General features: G+C 34.5%; 16 protein-coding genes and 1 riboswitch. Of the genes, 7 read left to right on the top strand and 9 right to left on the bottom strand.

Annotated features, from left to right (window positions below; genetic code table 11):
• Positions 1 to 135 precede the first annotated feature (135 nt).
• From JHT90_RS07640 to avs4, 3 genes are all read left to right on the top strand, one after another.
• Positions 136 to 876 carry a winged helix-turn-helix domain-containing protein gene (locus JHT90_RS07640; protein ID WP_201090202.1) on the top strand — a complete coding sequence of 247 codons (741 nt, stop codon included), beginning with the start codon at positions 136 to 138 and terminating at the stop codon, positions 874 to 876.
• Positions 873 to 2,210, top strand: a complete 1,338-nt coding sequence (locus JHT90_RS07635; protein WP_201090201.1) for an ATP-binding protein — start codon at positions 873 to 875, stop codon at positions 2,208 to 2,210. Before JHT90_RS07640 ends, JHT90_RS07635 begins: the two co-directional genes overlap by 4 nt.
• A 799-nt stretch (positions 2,211 to 3,009) precedes the next feature.
• Positions 3,010 to 7,725, top strand: a complete 4,716-nt coding sequence (gene avs4 / locus JHT90_RS07630) for an AVAST type 4 anti-phage nuclease Avs4 (RefSeq protein ID WP_201090200.1) — start codon at positions 3,010 to 3,012, stop codon at positions 7,723 to 7,725.
• Positions 7,726 to 7,872: 147 nt separating this feature from the next.
• On the opposite strand, the gene JHT90_RS07625 is transcribed toward avs4, so the two are convergent.
• A complete protein-coding gene (locus JHT90_RS07625; protein ID WP_201090199.1) occupies positions 7,873 to 8,712 on the bottom strand; it encodes a hypothetical protein in 840 nt (279 codons plus the stop codon).
• Positions 8,713 to 9,501: 789 nt separating this feature from the next.
• Between JHT90_RS07625 and JHT90_RS07620 the strand changes: the two genes are divergently transcribed.
• Positions 9,502 to 9,714, top strand: coding sequence for a hypothetical protein (locus JHT90_RS07620; protein ID WP_201090198.1), 213 nt, complete (start codon positions 9,502 to 9,504; stop codon positions 9,712 to 9,714).
• A gap of 83 nt (positions 9,715 to 9,797) precedes the next feature.
• Here JHT90_RS07620 and JHT90_RS07615 read toward each other — a convergent pair whose 3' ends face one another.
• The 3 genes from JHT90_RS07615 to rnr all read right to left on the bottom strand — a co-directional run bounded on the left by JHT90_RS07615 (position 9,798) and on the right by rnr (position 13,406).
• A complete protein-coding gene (locus JHT90_RS07615) occupies positions 9,798 to 10,001 on the bottom strand; it encodes a DUF3079 domain-containing protein (protein ID WP_201090197.1) in 204 nt (67 codons plus the stop codon).
• A gap of 109 nt (positions 10,002 to 10,110) precedes the next feature.
• Positions 10,111 to 10,860, bottom strand: a complete 750-nt coding sequence (rlmB, locus tag JHT90_RS07610) for a 23S rRNA (guanosine(2251)-2'-O)-methyltransferase RlmB (RefSeq protein ID WP_201090196.1) — start codon at positions 10,858 to 10,860, stop codon at positions 10,111 to 10,113.
• Complete coding sequence (gene rnr, locus JHT90_RS07605; RefSeq protein ID WP_201090195.1) at positions 10,857 to 13,406, bottom strand: ribonuclease R; 2,550 nt, start codon at positions 13,404 to 13,406, stop codon at positions 10,857 to 10,859. The genes rlmB and rnr overlap by 4 nt, the downstream gene beginning before the upstream one ends.
• A gap of 320 nt (positions 13,407 to 13,726) precedes the next feature.
• Between rnr and JHT90_RS07600 the strand changes: the two genes are divergently transcribed.
• The 3 genes from JHT90_RS07600 to JHT90_RS07590 are packed head-to-tail and all read left to right on the top strand — an operon-like array spanning position 13,727 to position 16,865.
• On the top strand, positions 13,727 to 16,267 hold the full coding sequence (locus JHT90_RS07600; RefSeq protein WP_201090194.1) for a YdbH domain-containing protein: 2,541 nt from the start codon (positions 13,727 to 13,729) through the stop codon (positions 16,265 to 16,267).
• Positions 16,268 to 16,318: 51 nt separating this feature from the next.
• Complete coding sequence (locus JHT90_RS07595; RefSeq protein WP_201090193.1) at positions 16,319 to 16,510, top strand: YnbE family lipoprotein; 192 nt, start codon at positions 16,319 to 16,321, stop codon at positions 16,508 to 16,510.
• 10 nt (positions 16,511 to 16,520) lie between these two features.
• On the top strand, positions 16,521 to 16,865 hold the full coding sequence (locus JHT90_RS07590; RefSeq protein WP_201090192.1) for a YdbL family protein: 345 nt from the start codon (positions 16,521 to 16,523) through the stop codon (positions 16,863 to 16,865).
• A 48-nt stretch (positions 16,866 to 16,913) separates the two neighbouring features.
• On the opposite strand, the gene JHT90_RS07585 is transcribed toward JHT90_RS07590, so the two are convergent.
• The 5 genes from JHT90_RS07585 to JHT90_RS07565 form a co-directional block, all read right to left on the bottom strand.
• The gene (locus JHT90_RS07585) at positions 16,914 to 18,836 is read right to left on the bottom strand and encodes a TonB-dependent receptor plug domain-containing protein (protein ID WP_201090191.1); all 1,923 of its coding nucleotides are present in this window, start codon (positions 18,834 to 18,836) and stop codon (positions 16,914 to 16,916) included.
• A gap of 110 nt (positions 18,837 to 18,946) precedes the next feature.
• Positions 18,947 to 19,151, bottom strand: a riboswitch (cobalamin riboswitch).
• Positions 19,152 to 19,184: 33 nt separating this feature from the next.
• Positions 19,185 to 21,104: an arginine decarboxylase gene (gene speA, locus JHT90_RS07580; RefSeq protein WP_201090190.1), complete on the bottom strand. Its 1,920-nt coding sequence runs from the start codon at positions 21,102 to 21,104 to the stop codon at positions 19,185 to 19,187.
• Positions 21,105 to 21,137: 33 nt separating this feature from the next.
• Positions 21,138 to 21,509, bottom strand: coding sequence for a translation initiation factor Sui1 (locus JHT90_RS07575; RefSeq protein WP_201090189.1), 372 nt, complete (start codon positions 21,507 to 21,509; stop codon positions 21,138 to 21,140).
• A 4-nt stretch (positions 21,510 to 21,513) separates the two neighbouring features.
• Entirely contained in the window at positions 21,514 to 22,575 is a 1,062-nt protein-coding gene (locus tag JHT90_RS07570; protein WP_201095801.1) for a DUF2333 family protein, read from the bottom strand.
• Between the two features lie 253 nt (positions 22,576 to 22,828).
• The gene (locus tag JHT90_RS07565) at positions 22,829 to 23,242 is read right to left on the bottom strand and encodes a hypothetical protein (protein ID WP_201090188.1); all 414 of its coding nucleotides are present in this window, start codon (positions 23,240 to 23,242) and stop codon (positions 22,829 to 22,831) included.
• Positions 23,243 to 23,358 lie beyond the last annotated feature (116 nt).

Genomic DNA, 23,358 nt, shown 5'->3' with positions numbered 1-23,358 from the left:
TATAAAGACTTAAATTTAATTTTTGTTAATGCTTTGTATATATTCTGTAACAGCAGTAAAGGTAACATTCAATATTAAAGATTATGCGTTGGATAGATTATCGCACAAACTAGATCAGTAAGTAGTTTGGAGAAAATGAAATTAATGACTGAAAAAATATTAATTGTAGAAGACGATAATCGTCTAGCTAACCTTATTAAAACCTATCTTTCACATCATGATTATGAAGTTGAATGCCATGAAAGAGGGGATACGGCAGAAGAGGTAATTGGTGACTTAAAGCCAGATCTAATTATTTTAGATGTCATGTTACCTGGCAAATCAGGCTTTGATATTTGTCGTGATATACGGTCTTGGTTTAATGGTTTTATTTTAATTATGACAGCCAGTGAGGATAATATTGATGAAATCGTTGGTTTAGAACTTGGCGCAGATGATTATTTAGCAAAACCTGTAGAACCAAGGCTACTATTAGCACGAATTAGAGCCTTATTACGCCGCAAACAGGTGGACTTAACTAATATTGATAATACAACGGCAAAACCAATAAATAACACAGATAATTTATTAGTATTTGGTGAGCTAGTCATTAACTACGAAAACCGCAATGTAACACTTAATCAACAACAAATTGACTTAACCACAGCGGAATTTGATTTATTGTGGTTGCTTGCTACAAATGTGGGGCAAATTTTGTCGCGAGATGATATTTTTTCCCAAGTCAGAGGATTTGATTTTGACGGTAGTGATCGTTCAATTGATGCACGAATATCCCGTTTGCGTCGTAAATTAATGGATGATCCTGATAATCCACGTCGTATAAAAACTGTTAGAGGCAAAGGTTATCTTTTCTTAAGAGAGGAAGATGCTCATTGACTAAATTATCAATCAAGCCTTTATTTAATAAGCGAATAATAGTTTATTTAATTATTTTATTAATTTTACAGTGTTTAATTGCTTACAGTGCATTAGTAGTATTTGATGCATTGCCCCAATCCATAACAGGCATTCCAGAAGATCACTTGGTACAGCGTGATTCTCAACGAGGCGCTGTAAATTTAATTCGAATGCAAATTAATCAACATAAAGAGATACCTATTCAGCAAGTAATTGATAATTTACAACCTTATTTTGGTTACCCATTGCATGTTGTAACTATTGATACACCACTAGCTGTGGAAGTAAAAAAGGAATTTGATCAATATGATTATGCCTATGATGAAGTACAGGATATTTTATATGCAAATTTAGATAATGGTTATATGCTTGTATTAGGCCCTATTTTAATGCGTGATATCCTTGAGTCAGATATTATGTCATTTGGCTTATTTCTCTTACTTTGGTCATTATTTAGTGCAGCCATATTTTTTCTATTGATATATTTTGCTTTTGCACAATTTTGGAAAGACTTAGTTAATATCCGTCAAACTGCTGAACAACTCAGTCAAGGTAATTTAAAGGCTAGGGCAGAGTCAGCTAGGAGTTGGTTATTCAAACCATTAGCTAATATACTGAATAATATGGGAACACATATTGAGCATTTAGTCACTACTAGTCAAACCATCTCCCATGCAATGGCACATGAGTTACGAACGCCTCTAGCTCGTATGCGGTTCGGACTCAGTATGTTTTATGAGGCCAATAACGAACAAGAAAAACTAGAGCTTTGTAAAGGAATGGATGATGATATTAATGAGTTAGAATCATTAATAAATGCTAGTTTAAGCTATTTTAAAATGCAGCAAAATAAAATTGAACTCAATTTATCTGAGGTATCTTTAAGTAAATGGAGTAATAAACTGTGTAATTCTTTAAAGTTATTTAAACCAAAGAACTTTGAGTTAATTTGTAAAGCTGAAGATACTATGGCATTAATTGATGTGCAATTAGCTGATACCATTGTAACCAACTTGCTAATGAATGCCTTTAAATATGCGACCAATAAAACAGTATTAAATATTACTAAGAAAGAAGATTTAATAGTTATTGAAGTAGACGATAATGGACCAGGTATTCCTATTAATGCTCGAGATAAAGTATTTATGCCTTTTTCAAGACTGGATAACAGTCGTACTAGAACTACTGGAGGATATGGGCTTGGCTTGGCCTATGTAAAGTTAATGGCTGAGTTTCACTATGGTAGCGCTTTTGTTGTTACGAGTTCGTTAGGTGGCGCTAGATTTATTGTTACTTTAAAATCTGGTGAATAGGGTACTTAATTTAAAGAAAATTCTCAATTATAGTTATTATCTGTAGTTATTTTACATAAATTTGATTGTTAAACTATTCGTTATATCACTATAATCAATTTACTCAAGGTTGAGTATTTAAATGGAAATATAATAGATTTTATTTTATGAAATACAATGCACTTTTTTTAGCTATTAGTTACTTAGTAATGGATGTTAATGCTATAACTGCAACCATTCGTTAAAAATTAAGGGAATAACATGAAACGTACTTTTATCTATAATGATGATAAAAATGAGCGAGGTAAGAGTATGATTAACCGTGGCCTGAGGGAGGTTATCAATTAAATAGATGGCAAGTTAATTTAACTTCTACGGAATTTGATAAGGTTCACGTCTATTTTTCTTTTAATATTATATTGTTATTGCTCATGAAGTAAATTTTAGTTCATGAGATGTCAATTTTTGCTTATTTTTAAGTCAAAATAGCCATCTAAAGTTCACGAATTTAAATTTTTATTAATTGATAAAAATGCGATGCAATTCACAATATTTAATATGTAGATGCCTCATTCCTTTTAACCAGGGGGTTTTCAATTAAAAGGAATGAGGCAATTTAGGTAAGCATATCACTTCCATTCAGGTGAGCAAATTGATTAAACTACCACACAACACGAAAGCATTCTTATAACTTAAAGAACATCAAAGCTTAAGTTGCTTGATCGACAAGCGAGATTTTCTGTTTTGAGAAAGCCTTGAATAGTCATTGCAAATGATATCGTTTCAATATCAGCTAATACTAACAAAGGATAGAGTAAAATTGATTAAGACAGATTGGGAAGTATTTAAAGCAAAGTTTTCAACAAATCCACAGGATGCTTTTGAATGGATGTGTTATCTCCTTTTTTGCAATGAATTTCGGGTTATCACTGGCATTTTTCGATATAAAAACCAATCTGCAATAGAAACCAATCCCATCTCCTCAAATGGTATTAATATTGGTTGGCAAGCTAAATTTTATGACACCGCATTATCTAGTCACAAAAATGACTTGCTAGAAACAATTGCAAAAGCTAAACGCGATTATCCTGATTTAAATAAAATAATTTTTTACACAAATTCAGAGTGGGGGCAAAGCAAAGGAAAGGAACCTCAAGGAAAAGTAGAAGTAGAAAAAAAAGCAAAGGAAAACAATTTAGAAATTGAATGGCGATGCTGTAGTTTTTTCGAATCGCCGTTTGTTGTTGACGACTGTAGCCGGATCACTTCGTACTTTTTCACTCGTTCTGATAATTTATTTAGACTTTTGGAGTCGTTTGAGTCTCATAGCTGTGCAATCTTAGATGATATTGAAACTACTATAACCTTTGGTGATGAATATGTTTCAATCAATCGCTCTGATATTATATCTGAAATTGAAAAATCAGATACTAGCGCTCTAATTATAAGTGGAGAAGGTGGTACAGGAAAAACAGCTCTAATAAAAGAGCTTTATGGTAATAAAGGTCGAGGGGATGCCTTTTATGTTCATAAGGCGACGGAATTTTCTGTTAGCAGCTTAAATGAGTTTTTATCTGGTGTTTTTTTAAAAGATTTTATTGAAGCACATGAAGGAGCTGATAATAAAACAGTTGTCATCGATTCTGCAGAACACTTAATTGCCCTAGAAAATACTAATCCTATAAAAGAGTATCTATCTAGTTTAATTAAATCTGGATGGAGAGTATGGTTCACTACGAGAAATACCTATCTAGATGATTTGATTTTTCAACTATATGAAATGTACAAAATTAGTTTTAAGTCGGTACACCTTGAGAATCTGAATGAAGATACATTATTCGAGCTTGCTAAAAAACATGATTTTTTCATCCCTGATGATAAAAATCTCAAAGCGCTCATATTGACTCCATTTTATCTTAGGGAGTATTTGCGACATTATCAGGAAAATAAAAACACAAGCTACTTTGAATTTAAAGAGTCTTTATGGCCAAGAGTCATTGTGAAACGGTCCCCACAGCGAGAACAATTTTTTATACATTTTGCCGAAGAAAGAGCTACTTCAGGAAAGTTTTTTGTCATTCCAGACTCTAGCTACTCAAATGAGACAATAGAAAAAGCATTGGTTTCCGAAGGGGTAATTAGATATGAGTCCAATCGTGGATATTTTATTACTCATGATATCTATGAAGAATGGGCGCTTGATAAATTCGTCGAGAGTCGTTTTTTATCCTCAGAAAATGCAGAAATATTTTTTGATACAATACAGCAATCTTTGCCAATAAGAAGAGCTTTCAGGCGGTGGTTATCAGAAAAACTTAGCGTGACCAATGAAGAGGTTAACCATCTTATTGTAGAAACATTGTCATCTCAGAAAATATCCAATTTGTGGAAAGATGAAGTTCTTGTTTCCATGCTTTTATCTGATTATTCCGATTGTTTTTTTAACGTTAATGACGATGCATTATTAAAAGATGACTTCCAGCTTCTCAAACGGATATGCTTATTGATAAGAATTGGATGCAAGGAGATAGATAACAGTTTTTTTGATAAATTTGGTGTGAGAGCAAAAGATATTTTATCAATGGAATATGTAATAACTAAACCGAAAGGAAGCGGATGGAAATCACTTATTAAGTTCATCAATAATAATATTGAAAAAATAGGTATTAAAAATCTCAATTTTGTATTGCCCGTCCTCTATGATTGGAACAGTCACAACAAATCTGGCGATACAACTAAATATTCTAGCAAAATCGCATTATCATTTTATAAATCGGCAATCGAAAACAAAGTCTATCTTAAGGGTAATGATTTTACCAAGAGTTTAATCCTCACCATTCTGTATGGGGTGGGTGAAATTAAAAGTGAGCTTGAAGCCATCATTGACGAAATAATTCTAAATAACTGGAAACAACATGATGCCCCATATCATTTAATGAGTGAATTTATTTTAACAAGAATGGAATGCTTTAATGTTGCTATTGAAATTCCGGAAAAAGTGATCGCTCTTGCAAAATGTTTTTGGATGTATGAACCACCAGAAAGTGAAGATTATTTTTATGATTCGAGACTAGAGATAGAACATGAGTTTGGTATTGAGAATGGACACCAAAACTATTTTCCAGCCAGTGCTTATCAAACCCCCATATACGCGCTGCTGCAAACCAATTTAAAATTAACATTAAACTTCATTGTTGAACTAATAAATTATGCTTCAAAAAAATATGTAGAATCGAGCCTTGATGAGGGCCAGATTAAAACAGCAAAATTGTTATTAGATGATGGGAATAAAATTGATCTCCCTATTTCAAATCGTCTTTGGTGCATGTACCGAGGTACACAGGTAAATCCTCATTTATTAGAATCAATATTAATGTCACTGGAACGCTTTTTTCTTGAGAGAGGAAAAGAAACTCAAGCTCAAACACTTGAATATTATCTGAATTATATCTTAACTAGATCAGAATCTTCTGCACTCGTAGCTGTTGTTGCAAGTATTGTATGTGCGTTTCATGACAAAACATTTAATGTAGCCAAAATTCTATTTAGAACAAAGGAGTTTTTCTTCTTTGACACAGTTCGAATGATACAGGATCAAACACATAAGACTCAGCTTATTTCGTTAAAAAATTTCAACATCAATCGAATGAAGGAATATCACGAAGATGAAAGGATAAACGCCTGTGACCAAAAACATCGGAAGCTATCATTAGAAAATATTGCATTTCACTTCCAACTTTTTAGAACAGAAGAAGTAAGCGAAAGCGAATCAGAGAAAAGGCTTCAGGAAATTTGGGATATTCTTGATGTTCACTACACAGATTTACTAAATAAAGAACAAGAAAGTCATCAAGATAAAACATGGCGCTTGTGTTTAGCTCGTATGGATAAAAGAAAAATGTCATCTGAAGTGAAGGAAGTAGAAAATGGTATAACAATAGAATTTAACCCAGAGATTACCCCAGAGCTTAAGGAGTATAGTGAAACGTCTCTGCAAGAAGTGAGCAAGCTGTTTACATATTCCGGTTTAAATATTTGGGCTGATAGTAGACTCTACAATAGAGGTGATTACAAAAAATATGAATCATATGAAAATGATCCTCTGACTGCTTTGGGTGAAGCAAAAAAAATATGGAATCAACTCTCAGAAGGTAATATGGGGGAGGAATTACAGCTTTATCGAGCAACACCATCGTATGTGTGTGCCGTATTATTGCGGGATTTTAAGGAGAAGTTAGCAAGCACCGAGTTAGAATTTTGCAGGGAAGTTATATTTGAATACGCAAACATCGTTAACAATGACAATTATAGTCACCAAATTGGTGATGGCCTTGTTCCTGCGTTATTTGTACTACCAAGATTAATAGAGGATTTTCCGGACGAACGACTAACTATCAAACTGCTATTAATCAAAGCATTAATGAGGCATGACTCAATTTCAATAATGGGGATGGACAGAATAAATTCAGTAGTCATTCAAGCTGTTCAGTGTTTATGGAAGAATGAATTTAACTTCATGAAGTCGCTATACGGTGGGTATTTGGTGATAGCTCAAAAATATAGAGATGTTCGGGAGCGTTTAAGACAAGAGGCATATAAGCAGCACAAATATGAAATTAATGATAATGACTTTGGACAGGAGTTATCTAAAGAATTAGAAAGTGTAGTAAGGTGTCTCGAAAATGAAACTACCACGGAATTCACAACAGATAATATTGAAGGCATAGATAACGACATATTGATAACTGCTTTTCAGCTTATACCTATGGATGGTACACATAAGAAATCAGTGCCGTTTGTCGAGGAAATTATTGGAATAATTTCACAAAAATTGCTTTCACGAAACAAAGAAGATCGAATTGATTATACTTTTAGACATGAGTTTTTAAAACACTATGCCCATTTTATCCTTCATCTAGAGAATAACGAGAAGGACAGATACCTTAAATATTTTACTGATAATTTCACCTTGAATGAAGGTGTGGCAGATTTGTTGAATGAATTTATTAGCGCTGAAGACTCATTGAGTGTGCCGGACTCGTTTTGGTATGTTTGGAATAGATTTAAAAGCCACATCATTGATTCAATAAACAATCAAGGTTGGAAACATGATAAAAAGCGCATAATCGAATCTTTTTTATTTGCAAGAATCTCTTGGAAGGATGGAGCAAAGACATGGCATACATTTTCACTGGATAATAGAGCATTTTTTAGTGAGTTAAGCGGTAAGATAGGTGGACAACCATCTTTCATATATAGCATCTGTAAACTCCTTTGTGGCATCGGAAGCGAGTTTTTAGATGATGGGATTCATTGGATCAGTCATGCAATAAAGACCTTTGATATCGATTTATCCCAAGATGAATCAGGGAATACACTATTTTTCTTGGAAAAATATATGAGAAGATATTTATTCAAAAATCACGACAAAGTGAGACGAACACCAAGCCTAAAAGCACCGTCAATGGTGGTTCTAGATTTTCTAGTCAAGCAATATTCCATTACAGGCTACCTCCTTAGAGAAGATATAGCCTAGCGAGACTCTGTAAATGTTTGTCGCTGTTTATCTGCATCCAAGGTCTGGATGCAGATTAGTATGACTCCAGAGACAACAATGTTTGAATCGTCACGGACGACATACAATTTAAAACTCCCAAGAAATGATGCTCCTGGGAGTCTTAATTTATTTATTCGCTTTCCTTAGTTCTCTTATAAGAAAAGGCGAAAGAAGGTCTTCAACCTTGATAGGCGTTGTTAAATCAACAGCATTTATTATATCTAGTACTGCCATTGTGTTCAGTTCCAACTTTTTTGCCATTTCATCACGTTCGTTTCGCATTCGTAAAGCCTGTTTCCTATACGCTTCATTTGCTTTCCTACCATTAACCAAAGTAGCGATTTCATTAACATCCATATCCATTTGGTTTAACTGACGTTTTTGATAGTCACGTATCATCTCTTTGCGGTTAGGTGTTGATAGAGTGCTGAGTGACCCTGTCACATAGCCTCTCAGCAAAAGACGTTTGTGTAATGTAGCCGCTTTAATCGGGGCATGTTCTATTCCTTCTCGAACCATAGCCAAAAGCTCGGACTCGATGTATTTATCTAATTCGCTACCAGCTAATCGCTTGTTATTATCCATTCTAGTTTGTTGTGCCTTCTTTCGCTTATGCTCAATAAAGAAAAGGTCTGCGAGTGTATTAGGCGTTTTGCCTATAGCCATTTGTATTTCAATACGTTTAAAAATAGGTAGCAGAGGGTTAGCTTCATTTTGAGATAAAATAGAAATGAATTTTTTATCCCTTAATGAAACAAAGGTGTTTTTTTCAAATCTTTCTAGAATTAAAAGCGACTCTTTGGCTTCATTTAAAGCAGATGTGTATCCTGGATCCTCATCAACCAACACCTCTAATTTTTTGATATCTATTTCTCGTTGAGCAATCTGTTTACGAATGATAAATATCTCCTTGGGATGACCTGAGAGCGTTAAATACCCACAGGATAAACCAGATTGGCATTTCATCGCAAAAGGGCATCCCCAACGGCCAATATCGCGTGTACAGCAACCTAATTACTTCTGCATGATTCAAAAGATGAGTTTTGAATTGAAACTATGTTTTTAGTACTTCTATGGTGCTCTTTATTACTCAAGTGATGATAGAAACCATCAATTCAGAAATGCAATTTGCAATATCGTAGTTAGATTTCCTGAAAGAGAAATCAAATGTTTTACTGAATTTATTTTCCCAATACTCCAAGAAATACTTCAGCGTGAACAATTCCTTTTCTTGAGTGCGGAAGCGTAGAAGTGAAAGCTTTCTTATTGAGTATATTGCAACAAACAAGGATGGAAGAGTTGTTCGCTCATCGATTAAGGTCAGTATATGTTTCTTATCTATGCGTAAATGCTGTATCGAGTATCCCATTAAAATTCTCAAATTGGCTAGAAGTGAAGTTATTAAATTCTTAACACGTATCTGAGTCAATAGGGCTTTGAAGCGTTAAATCATTGAAAGGATCTATCTCATGAAGTTATTGGTTGTTACGTCCAATTTAACATAATATATATTATGCGTAGTTTCCTATTATTATAATGGAGTATATATATATCAGTGTAAATAATTCATACATTTTTTTTGAGCTTCTCATACAACAATAATAATTGATAACCACATGATAAATTTATTTTTTGGTTCTTGTTGTTTGTAGGTTTCATTATGGGGACATATTAAGTAAAATTCTTCTTGTTGTAACAAGTACCTTAAAAGATTTAAATAAAGACATTTTATATTAAAAATTTATTGGAGAATTTATGCAGTTTATAAAATATCGATATCAAACACCTGAAGGTAAACAACGAACTACATTTATTAATTTAGCTGAAGTAGAAAGTATTAACTATAATCCAGATATTGGTGAAGTTTCAATGCACACCAAAGCTGGCAAAACATATACATGCAGTAATGATCCAGACCAAATTATTGATCCTGTAGATTTATTTAAAGAGTTTATAGTTGATCTTTAGTTTATAATTTTTATAAAGAAACACTTTACTTTAACAAAAGGATTTGTTTTTCTTTAATTTAAAAACATTTCTCCCCAAATCAATTATCCTTCATCCTTCTGATTAATTAAGCGTTCTGGTTGTAACTCCCACTCAAGCCAATCTTCTCCAAATAACTCTACTGGGTGTTGAGTACGATCTGCACCATTACCACAGCCTAATTCTTTAACAGAACAATACTTATCACAACCCCAACATATTCTTTCTGGGTGTTTAGGATGGATAGGAAAGTTTTTTTTCTTGGTCATATCGTTAATCCATAATAATTCAAAGGATTAATAATAGTTTATCACTTATAGTAATTTATAAAATAGCTATAAGTGTTAATAAATATTCTAAGTAATTGTACTTATAGAATTAAATAACTTTTCTTTGACGAACAGCCTCAAATAAACAAATACCTGTGGCCACAGAAACATTTAAACTACTTACACTGCCTAACATAGGAAGTTTTACAAGATAATCACAGTGATCTCGAGTTAATCGCCGCATCCCCTTTCCTTCTGCACCCATGACTAACACGGTGGGAATGGTTAAATCTTGCTGATAAATTTCTTGTTCAGCTTCACCTGCTGTACCAACGATCCATAAACCACGTTGTTGTAACTTTTCTAAGGTACGTGCTAGATTAGTTACTGTAACTAAAGGAATAACCTCAGCAGCACCACATGCTACTTTTCGCACAGTTGCGTTTAATGTAGCTGATTTATCTTTTGGTATAATAACAGCTTGAACCCCTGCTGCATCAGCTGTTCGTAAACAAGCACCTAGATTATGGGGATCAGTTATATTATCTAATACTAATAATAAAGGTGGTTCTGCTAGCTTTTCTAAAAGCTCTTCGAGCATAGCCTCACTCCACACCTGACTAGGTGAAACCTCAGCTACTACGCCTTGATGTACTGCATCTTCAGTAGTTAATTCATTTAACTCATCTCGGCTAGAGATTTGTATTTTAGTGTGATTTCTTTTAGCTAATTCAATAATATGCTGTATTTTTGGATCTTGCCGACCCTCCAATATAAAAAGTTGCTTAACACGTTTAGGATGATGGTTAAGCAGTGCTTCTACAGCATGAATACCATAAATTTTTTCCCACTGGGTCATAGCTTTTTCACCCTGGCTTTTCTTTTTGCGGATGATCTTTTAATAGATGTTTTAGGTTTTTGTTGAATAACAGCGTCAGTAGCTTGATTTTTTTGAACTTTTTTAGCTTTTACAGCACGTTTTTTGCGCTTTGTTTTTAGTTCTGATTTTGTTAAAAATTTATCTGCTTTTTCTAATAATTTGGTATCTACTGTTTTACTTTCATTGTCCGTTTTAGTCACTTTTAATTTAGCTTTAGAACGTTTATTAGCTGTATTAACTTTTGTTTTTGCAGTAGATACTTGTTTTTTATGTTTAGAGGTTGTTAAATTTAAAGCATTTTCAGCTAGATCAAAATCTATTTTTCGATCATCCATATCAACACGAGTAACAATAACCTCTATAGAGTCACCCAATCTAAAAGTACGACCACTTCGTTCACCTTTTAAATGGTGATGAATAGCATCAAAATGATAATAATCACCTGGTAACGCTGTAACGTGTACCATACCCTCTACAAAAATATCAGATAACTCAACAAATAAGCCAAAACTGGTTACGCCAGTGATAATACCTGCAAAAGTTTCTCCTACACGCTCTTGCATATATTCGCATTTAAGCCAATTTACTACATCTCTGGTAGCTTCATCAGCACGGCGCTCACATAGTGAACAGTGTTCACCTAGCTTTTCTAATTGTGCATCTTCATAAGGATAAATAGTCTGTTTAACTAAACTAGTAGCTCCTACTCTTCGTACATGTGCTGATTGCTTTTTAGAGCGAATAATACTGCGAATAGCACGATGTACTAATAAATCAGGATAACGGCGAATAGGCGATGTAAAGTGGGTATAGGCTTCATAGTTCAAACCAAAATGGCCATGATTTTCTGGCGTATAATGCGCTTGCCCCATTGAGCGCAACATAACCGTTTGGATTAAACTAAAATCTTGTCGATCTTTGATTTTCTCTAATAAATTAGCATAGTCTTCAGGTGTTGGCTCCCCTGATCCTGTATAGAGTGATAATCCTAAACCATTTAAAAACGCTTGTAATTTTTGCTGCTTCTCTTCAGTAGGGCCGTCATGCACACGGTATAGACCAGCAATATCATGACTCATCAAAAATAAGGCTGATGCCACATTGGCACAAAGCATACATTCTTCAATTAAACGATGTGCTTCATTACGTACAGTGGGGACAATCTCTTTAATTTTACGATCAGCACCAAACACAATACGTGTTTCTTGGGTTTCAAACTCAATAGCATGACGTTTATGACGCGCCATTAGCAACACTTTATATAAAGCGTAAAGCTCCTTTAAGGGCTGCATTAAATGTGGCATTTCCTTACGGATAAATTTAGCCTCTGTACTATTAGGTTTCTCTAATAATTGGCTTACTTTATTGTAAGTTAAACGTGCATGAGAATGAATCACACTTTCATAGAAGAAATAATCAGTCATTTCCCCTTTTTTATTAATATTCATCTCACAAACCATTGCCAACCTATCCACTAATGGATTTAGTGAGCAAAGGCCATTCGATAATACCTCAGGTAACATAGGAATAACTTGTTCAGGGAAATAAACAGAAGTACCCCTCTTTTCCGCTTCTTCATCTAAAGCAGAACCAATTTTCACGTAATGAGAAACATCAGCAATGGCTACATAGAGTGTCCAACCTTGCTTAGTGGTTTCTGCATAAACTGCATCATCAAAATCTCTGGCATCTTCACCATCAATTGTGACAAAAGGTAATTTTCTTAAATCAACCCGTTTCTTTTTATCCTTTTCTGCTACTTCTTCTTTGATTTTAGCCGCTTCTTTTAGCAAGGCTTTTGGCCATTCATGGGGAAGATCATAGCTACGCAATGCAACTTCAATCTCCATACCAGGAGCCATATAATCACCAAGCACATTAGTTATTTGTCCTTGCGCTTGACGAAATACCGTAGGCCATTGTTCAATGGTGACTTCAACAAATTGACCGTGTTTAGCGGCTCCTTGTTTAGAAGGCGGAATAAGAATTTCTTGTGGCATTTTGGGGTTATCTGCCACCACATGCCCTAAACCACTTTCATTATAATAACGTCCCACCAATGTTTCATGGGCACGTTCTGCCACTTCAACAATAGCTCCTTCACGCCGACCTTTACGGTCATAACCACTAACACGAGCTAACGCCCTGTCACCATCAAATACTAAACGCATTTGAGCAGGGCCTAAAAATAAATCATCGCTACCATCATCTGGTACTAAAAAACCAAAACCATCTCTATGACCAATTACACGGCCACGTATTAAATCTAACTTATCAACAGGTGCATAAGCACCACGACGGGTATAAATAACTTGCCCATCACGCTCCATCGCACGTAAACGACGTCTTAATGCTTCTATATCATCTTCGTTAGTTAATGCAAATTCTGTTATTAATTGATCTCTGGTCGCTGGAGCACCACGCTCCTCTAAATGTTTAAGAATTAATTCACGACTAGGAATAGGATTTTCATATTTTGAGGCTTCTCTTTTTGCCTCAGGATCAAGATCACGCCAATTGGCCATGTGTTTTAAATTTTCCTCATTAATTAAATAAATACAACTTCATTATTATCGTTTAAAAATCTCTTTCTATTGCTTTGAAGAAGGTGTATCCGTCTATTTTTACGCACTTTATTGTAGATTGCTAGCTTTTTATTGAAAATAGTACATTCGTTCATATTCTAAACACTTATATTTGCTAGTGATTATTATTTTATAAATCATTAATAAAATTTACTAGCGTTAATCATTTAGTAATATTAACAATATGTTACTTTTTAAAAATTGTGTTTCTTTTAATCTGTTAAAATAAGCTAATAGCATAAAAACAGGCTTAGATTATTATGACTCGCTTAACCAAAATACTCAGAGTATTGCTTATAGTCTTTTTACTATTTGCGCTGCTTATAGTATATGGATGGAGCAGATGGCAAATCTTTAAATATGATCATGGTTTAGAGGTCAACTGGCAAGGCTTAGGTATTGGTTTTAACGGCTTAACAATTAAACAACTAACAGCGAGTCAACAAGCTACAGATGGCAGTTTAACAACGATTAACAGTCAAAATATTGTACTCTCGTGGTCAACACTAACCATAAAACATCTGTCTGTACAATGGCAACAAGGAGATCTTATTGCCAACACTAAAAAGCAGCAAGAACAGCAACCACTAGATATTCCCTCTTTGTTAAATAACTTAAGTTGGGCTCCTAATACTATTAAAATTGATGATTTAATCATTACTTTACCCTGTGCCACTGGACAATGTAAAACTAGCGGTGCTGTCACTCTTTTACAAAATCAACAAACAAATCTACCCTTCTCTTTACAAGCACAATTACATAATAATAAAGATGAGTTATTAATTAATGCTAATCTTTATAAAAAAGATCAACAATATGATTTAAAACTAACCACCAACTTTAATAAACAACCACTATTAGCTTTAACCACACAAATAGATAACCAACAGCTTAAAGATTGGCAAGGGCAACTTAAGCTATTTAAAATAGAGGATACACAAGCTTTATTCACTTGGTTGCATGAATGGCTACCTGCCCAACAAGCGATTACTGAAATACCACAAGCAATGGAGATCAATGCCGATTGGCAATTACACTTTCCTAATGGCATAACTAACTTCAAACCTAATCAAGGCTACTTTAATTTAGATGCTTCATTACCCAACCCTTGGCCTATTATTAAACTAGGTTATTTACAAGGAGTAATAAAAACAAAAGTTACCCTTAATAATTATCGCCCTCGAATAGAAAAATTAGATACTGATGTTAAATTAACCAATCTGGATCAAACCTTACTCGAACAATTACCTAAAGACTTACAACCCAACAGCGTGAGTTTAACACTACAACCTTTAGCTATTAATGACTCACATCCTGCAGCAGATAGAGCGTTAACTATTCATTTAAATATTGAAGGTGTAACAAACACCTTATTTACATCCAATATATTTATTAACACTAAACAATCCGAAATACAATTGGAAGAGGCATTATTACAAGCTAATAGCAAGAAGCTTACAGTGTTAGGTTATAACATAGAAAATGGACGCCTATCATTACCTTTTAAAGCTACAGTAAATACTAAACAAACAACCATCGCTTTTGATAAAACGTCAGTAATTACACTAGCACAAGTAACGAGTAAAGAAATTGGTGCTAAAAACTTGCAGATAGTTGCTAGCAATTTAATAACAACTATTAATTATGAAGATAAAGACAATATCAAAGTAACAGCTAGCAGCCCTATTATAATATCTGCCTCTTCATTAATTCATGCAATGTTAAAATCTATTAGTTGGCGATTAACAGGTCAGCTAGTGGCTGATTTAACACAAATGAGCTTCACAGGAAAAATTAATAATGGTGCTGATCTATCAGCTGATATAACTGTAAAAACTGATTACACTAAACAATTAGCTATTACTGCAAAAACGCCAGATCTTTTTTTTAGAACCTCTAATATGTTTGCAAAAACATTTAAAGATTGGCCTGAACTATTAGAAATAGCTACAGGTAAAATAAATCTTAATGGTTCGGTTACTATACCCCTTGCTAACGGCTTATTAAAAACCAATGCTACTGCTAAGTTTAGTGGTCTTTCGGGTATTTTTGATCGTAGTGAATTTACAGACCTATCAGGATCAGCAACCATTGATTTACAAAATAATCGACTAAAAATAAGCTCTACAGACCTCACATTAACTGAAGCTAATCCTGGTATTATTATGGGACCTGCCCAGTTTAAAGGTGATTATACAGCCACGCTTAATAACTTGCTTCAAGGTACCGTAAATTGGACAAAAATGGAGTTAGGTATGTTTACGGGAGAAGTATGGTTAAAGCCAGGCCAGTTAAACTTAGCTAAACTACCACAACAACTAAACTTGCAAATAAAAGACTTACAACTCACTGATATATTAAAAGCTTATCCTACCGAAGGACTTGATGGAGAAGGAATATTAGATGGCAAATTACCCATTATTATCAGTAAAAATGGCATAGAGGTAAAAGAAGGTAAATTAGAGGCTCGCAAAGCTGGCTTTATCAAATTTGACTCCCCCTCTATTAAAGCAATGGGACAAAATAACCCTAGTATGCAGTTAGTCACAGAAGCATTAGAAAACTTTCAATACACAATATTAAATAGCCAAGTTTCTTATGACCAAGGTACAGCTACTCTTGGATTACAGATCAGTGGTAGAAACCCTAATGTAAAAAATGGACAACTTATTAATTTGAATATTACCTTAGAAGAAGATATTCCTGCATTAATGACAACCTTGCAATTAAGTGATCGAGTCAGTGAAACCATTCGAGATCGTGTACAAAAACGTTTACAACAACGATCTAGTAAAAACTAAGAAAGGTCGTTATGATGGCAAAATTATATTTTAAAAATTAAAGGGGATATCATGCGAATAGGACTACTCAGCATTTCTATTCTGTTAACTGGTTTTTTAGCAGCTTGTACACCTACCGTTAAAGTGGAAGCGCCTAGTGAGCCTATTAATATTAATTTGAATGTTAAAATTCAACATGAAATTTATATTAAAGTAGATAAAGAACTTGATAATATTCTTAACAGCTCAAGTGGTCTATTCTAAGGAGACTTACATGAATTTACGTAAAGCAATCACCATGTCACTATTAGCAGCCACTTTATCACTACCTGTTGCTGCAATGAACTTAAATGAAGCCATGAGCGCTTTAGGGCAAGCTAAAGCCAGTGGACAAGTAGGTGAAATGGCCAATGGCTATCTTGGTATTGTAAAAAATGAAGGTAACGCAGCTGTCATTACTCAATTGATTAATGATGCACGTAAAAAAGAATACCAAAATTTAGCCAAGAAAAATGGTATTACATTAAATGATGTTGAGGTTATGGCAGGCCAAAAAGCGCAAGAGAAAACACCAGCAGGACAATATATTAATGTTGGTGGTAAATGGCAGAAAAAATAGTAAATATTAGCTAAAAAAAGCGACCTCAATAGGTCGCTTTTTTATTGATTAAAATAATTTAGGTGTCCAAGTTACACCGAGCATTGCTGTAATACCCTCTTCCCTATAACCATAATTTTGTGAGTTATAAGTGTATATATTACGATAATAAGATTTATCTAAAAGATTATCTATTTTTGCATCAAATTTAATTTCAGGCGTTGCTTGCCAACTGCCTCTTATACCCAATAAACCATAACCTGGTATATTTATATTATTGGCTGCATCACCATAACTCGAACTAACAGCTAACCAGCTAGCGCCAATAGCAAAATCACCAAATTGGCGATCTATATCTAAATTAAGTGTACGTCTTGCTCTATTTTGTAATGTCTTGCCTGTCTTTGCATCTCTAGGATCTATAATACTTACTCCAAGCGCACCATTCCAACCTGCTATTTCTTGGTTTAAAGTGGCTTCAAAACCATTAATTCTTGCTTTTTCAACATTATAATTCATACCTGTATAGGTAATAGGATCAGATACATATACGATCATATCGCGAATAGTCGTACGATATATTGAGGCTTCTAAGCGAGTTTTTTCAGCCAATTGACTACGCCACTGAACTTCATAGCTTTTAGATTGTTCTGGTTTTAAATTAGGATTTGCCCCCCACCCTGATGGAGCATATGCATCATTGAATGTTGGTACACGAAACCCTTCTGCATAAGAAAAAATTAACTGATTATCAGGATTAATATGAAAACCTAAACTCGCATTCCATGTGTTTTTACTGCCATATTGTTGGCTTTTATCGTAACGTAAACCTATCTCAGTAAAAACAATATCACCTTGATAATTGTATTGAATAAACCCTGCTCTATTCCAGCGACTAGTTCTTGCATAAGCGTTATTACGATCACTATGTAATTTATCATTTAAATAATCAAGGCCAATTAGTACAGAATTTTTAGTATCTAAATTAAACGTATTTAACCATGTAGCAGAATCACGATAGATATTATAGTCATAACTAGCAAAAATACCTTTATCTAACTTATCCCGACCTTTTATTTTGTCTTCAGCATGGCCTGCTTCTAAACGTGTTGTCCAAAAGTCATTAACATTAAAATTAACATAGGCTGAAGAACTATTGGTTACAAAATCAAAATAAGGTTTTGTTCCTGTAGCAGGCCATCCAGAGCCAAAAGGATTATCATATTCAGTTCTACCTCGTTGATTTAAAGTATTAAAACCTAATTCGAGATCATCCGTTAATTGATGGCTTATGGTAAAACTCAATGATTTATTGCGGTAAGCATCATGATCTTTATCTGAACTAAATGATTTTCTTGTTCTGTCTATTCCTTGTGTCTCATTTAATGCGGTATTTAAACTAAACTTTGTTTGCTTATTACCACCTGAAAGACCTAAACTGCGTTCCCATGTGCTACGGTTACCAGCTGCAACACGTAATCTTGCATTTAATCCATCACCATCTGCACGACGGGTAAAAATTTGAATAACACCACCAATAGCATCGGCACCATAGATTGCAGAACGAGAGCCACGCAACACTTCCACTCGCTCTATTTGATCGATAGCAAGGTATTGTAGTGAAGCACCGCCATTTGTTAATGTGTTAACTCTTTGCCCATCAATCAATACTAGCGTTTGTGCTGTTTTTGTGCCACGTAAGAATACCCCTGTGGTACTCCCCTTGCCTCCTGATTGAGTGATTTGTACACCTGGTACTTTGTTTAATAAATCTACTACCGAAGATGGCTGTAAACGATCAATATCCGTTCTAGTAAATACGGTTATTGCAGCATTGGTTTGTTCTCGTGGTTGAATATCCCTATTAGCTGTCACCACAATGGTATCTAATTTTAAAGCATCAGCGAAAGACTCTTTATTAGTGGTTTCTTGTGCAAATACAGAGCTGGTTGATATCAATAGAATGGATACTGATAGACAAGATAATTTCATATAACCCTCAAAAGTATAATTAGGCTTTTGAGGAGGGTAAAACAGGCAGCATAAACCCTAGCTGCTGGTGGAACCCTCCGCTACACCAGTAGTAAATTGCGTTATACCTATGAAATAAGTAATTTAGGGCGGTCTCCGGGCTTATGATCTGCTTACTCCACCTTCCCATAAAAATTACAGTGGTTATACTAGAGGGCAGTGCTAATTTTTAGCTATCAATTACCGTTGCGGGGGCAGCACAGGATTATAATGAAATCACCTGTTTCCCACTTCCTAACGCAAAATCAGTTGCTTACATTAAAATATAATGTTACAAGTTACAAGCAATATTATTATATTGTTTACTCTTTAGTCAGCTAAATAAGATGAGCGGGTTAATCCTAAACGAAAAGCATCCAAATATTGATTACGCTCAGATGGTGTTAAATGTGCATTTCCCACCTTATCTCGATAGAGATTAATCAGCTTTTCAGGTGACATATGCACATAACGCAACATATCCTCAATGGTATCGTGGGTTTCAATACCTGAATATTGAATACTGCCATCAGCATTTTGATAGATATTTACTGAGTCAGTATCACCAAACAAGTTATGCATATCCCCCAAAATCTCTTGATAAGCACCTACTAAAAAAATGCCAATAAGATATTCTTCACCTTCTGTTATTTCATGTACTGGCATTGTATTTTCAATGCTTTGCTCATCAATATAACGCTGTAATTTGCCATCAGAATCACAGGTTAAATCTTGTAACACTGCACGTCGTAAAGGTTCTTCAGTAAGACGTTGTAGAGGAACAGTAGGCAATATCTGATCAATCGCCCATGTATCAGGTAGACTTTGAAAAACAGAAAAATTACAGATATATTTATCCGCCAATTTATCATTTAATTCATCCATCACAGGACGATGAGATTTTTGGCGTGCTTTTAATTGGTCAGATAAGCGGCGACAAATAGCATAATAACATTGTTCTGCAATGGCCTTTTGCGCCATATTTAATTTACCCACAGAATATTGGGCAGATGCTTCCTCAATTAAATGCACTGCACGCCAATAAGTTTCTGTTACCATTTCAGAATCAGTAGGTAACAACAACTCCATTAACTGTTGAATAATTTCAGGTTGCTCATGTAAATTATCAATGGTGGGTGGTTGATCGTTATGTTTTTCTACATCTGTAACATTAACCACTAATACTGCATGGTGGGCTGTAATCGCTCGACCACTTTCAGACATAATATTAGGATGTGGTAACTTTTGTAGATCACAAAACTCTTTAATCATTGCCACTACACTTGCCGCATAGTCCTCAATGTCATAGTTAATAGAACTGTCATTACGAGAATGTGTACCATCATAATCTACGCCTAAACCACCGCCAATATCTATATAATCGACAGGTAATCCTAAATTACGTAATTCGCCATAATAACGAATAGCCTCTCTAAAACCACGTCGATAATCAGCAAGGTTAGAAATTTGCGATCCCATATGAAAATGCATTAGGCGAATGCCTTGTGCTAATCCTGCGTCAGAAAATCTTTTAACAACGGTTAAAATTTGCGCAGCAGATAAACCAAATTTAGACTTATCTCCCCCTGTATCAGCCCATTTGCTTGAAGCTAAAGAAGATAAACGTACACGTAAACCAATCTGTGGTTCTACTGCTAAGGCTTTAGATTCCTCAATAACAAAAGGTACTTCTGATTCTTTCTCAATCACAATAAAAACATTGTGGCCTAATTTTTTACCCATCAGAGCCAATCGTATAAACTCACGATCTTTATAACCATTACAAACAATAGTGCTGCCCTTCGGAGCTAAAGCTAACACAGCCATTAACTCAGGTTTGGAACCTGCTTCAAGACCAATAGATACATGCTCTGTAGCAATAATATTTGCTACCACAGCTTCTTGTTGATTTACTTTAATAGGATAAACGGCTGTATATTTTCCCGCATAGTCTAACCGAGCTATTTGTTCATCAAATGCACCTGTAAGACAACGTACTCGATCTTGTAAAATATCAGGAAAGCGTAATAATAAAGGAAGCTGTAAGCCAGAATCATTTAATTGATTAATCAGCGAATATAAATTAATTTGGTTGATATTATTTCTTTGCGGATGAACCAACAAATCACCCTGATCATCAATAGAAAAATATCCTGCACCCCAATGCCTAACACCATAAACACTGCGAGTATCAGCTACTGTCCACTCACTACCATCATCTTTACGGGTACGTTTAAAAACTGTTGACATCACTTGCCCTTATTACTTAATTAATTTAGGGTTTTATCCCCCTGATTTTTTGACTTTAAAACCATGTTTAATCAGTTCCTGCATTAATAATTCAACGTGCTCACCTTGAATCTCAATAATGCCTTCTTTTAAAGTGCCACCTGTACCACAACGACGTTTTAAGGCAGTTACTAAATCTTTTAACTCCGCCTCTGCTAAAGGAACACCTGTAATAGTAGTAACAGTTTTACCACCCCTGCCCTTTGTCTCACGACGAATACGAACTACACCATCACCTTCAACCACAGTTTGTTGTTTACATTCACACTGATTAACAGGTTTTCCACAATCAGGGCAGTGACGCCCTGAATCTGTTGAATAAACTAAACCACCTAAATCTGCTAAAGAAGCTAATTTTTTAGCCACGCTTTTAACCCTGTTCTAATAAACGACGCAAATCAATGACTGCTGCATTTGCCCGAGAAATATAACTTGCCATCACCAAAGAGTGATTTGCCCAAAAGCCAAAACCACTACCATTCAGAATAACAGGACTCCAAATAGATTGTTGAGTTGCTTCTAAATCACGAATAATTTGTCTTAAACTCACCAACGCCCCTTTTTTAACTAGAATATCTTGGAAATCAATCTCTACAGCACGTAATAAATGAGACAAAGCCCAAGCTTGTCCGCGTGCTTCATAAAATACATTATCAATCTGTAACCAAGGAGTTTTATCAATCTTTTCCTTAGAGGAAGCATCATCAGTAATATCTTTAGCCATTAAATCAACACTTTGTTGCCCTACACTGGCAGATAAACGTTGTGAAATTGAACCTAATTGAGTTTCCACAAGTCCTAACCAAGCAGCAAGATTATCTGCCCTAGCATAAAACTTACCATTAGAATCATCAGGATTTAACAGTTGTTTCTCATAAGCTGATAAAAAGTTAATACCATTTTGATAGCGTTCTTCAGCCGCTGGAAATAGCCAACGTGTAGGTTCTGTACTAAAATTTTCAAACGCTTTAGATAAATTAATATTTTCAGAAGATTGTGACTGAGAACGAGAAAAAGCCCTTTGCATGGCTAATGTCATATCACGTGTTTGTTTTAAAACACCTATTTCCCAGCTAGGAATATTATCAAGCCATACTCCAGGAGGAAACATATCATTATTTAAGTAACCACCTGGTTTATGAATAACTGTAGAAGCCACTTTTTTTAAGGTTTCTACTGTTGTAAAACCAACTGGCAGACTTTGTGGATCTAACTGCATAGCAATAGCGGCTTGCTGAGCATTATCCTTTACAGAAAACAACTCTGGCTCACTACTCCAATACATACCTATTGTTATACAAACCAGTAAATAAATACCTACTACACCTGCACCAACTCTTATTATCCAGCGTTTAGTGTTAGATTTAGGTCCTGTTGCAGCTCTTTGTTGTGCCGCCACATCTGTTGTGTTCTTCTTTTTAAACCCAAACATAATAGTCATTCAGCCCTGTGTTAAATAGATTTCAATAAATTATAACTATAGACAATACTTGTTGCTATTTTATTTCTAATAATAAAGATATTTTTATTACAGAACATTAAAAATAGCTTAATAATAAAATTTATGGCTGTTTAACGGCTTAATTTCTGTGGTAGCATATTTTTGTATTTTATTTAAAATTATTGTTATTAATTTAATTGCCTATAAAAAAATCCCTTTTCATTTATGAAAGGGGATTTTCTGTTTACTCGTGATTAATAAACGATTGCAAAAATAAATTGACAAAATTAGTTGACTCTATGCCTTCTGGATCATCTCGACTTAATACAGTATTAACTAACTCAATATTTAATTTGCTTTTTGCAAGCTCTTCTATCAAAGGCTCAATACTATAACCAGTATTTTGTACTAATTTGACTAAATCTAATTTGATATGAATATCAGCTTTTATTTCACCACCAAGAGCATATAGTATATCCATCTGATTACAAGTCACCCAACCCATTGATGGTATATGAAATAACTCATAATTAATTAGTTCAATACTAACATCTTTTTCTTTTAATTGCTCTAATAATCTAAGTGCTTCAAGCCCAGTATATTGGTCATTGCTTTTCACATAAGATGCTAAATCAATTTTTATGTGTACTCTTCCCACTTTAATCTCCTATATTATTGAATGGAAATTACAGTTTATTGAAGATAAGATATTAGTTCTTTTTGTTTAAGCAAAATAAATATAAGAAATTATACCAATTGAAGTTAGCAAGCTTA

Origin of the sequence: Entomomonas asaccharolytica (assembly GCF_016653615.1) — a bacterium.
GTDB lineage: Bacteria > Pseudomonadota > Gammaproteobacteria > Pseudomonadales > Pseudomonadaceae > Entomomonas > Entomomonas asaccharolytica.
Note: the sequence above shows the minus strand (reverse complement) of the source record. Positions and strands in the feature narration are given on the sequence as shown.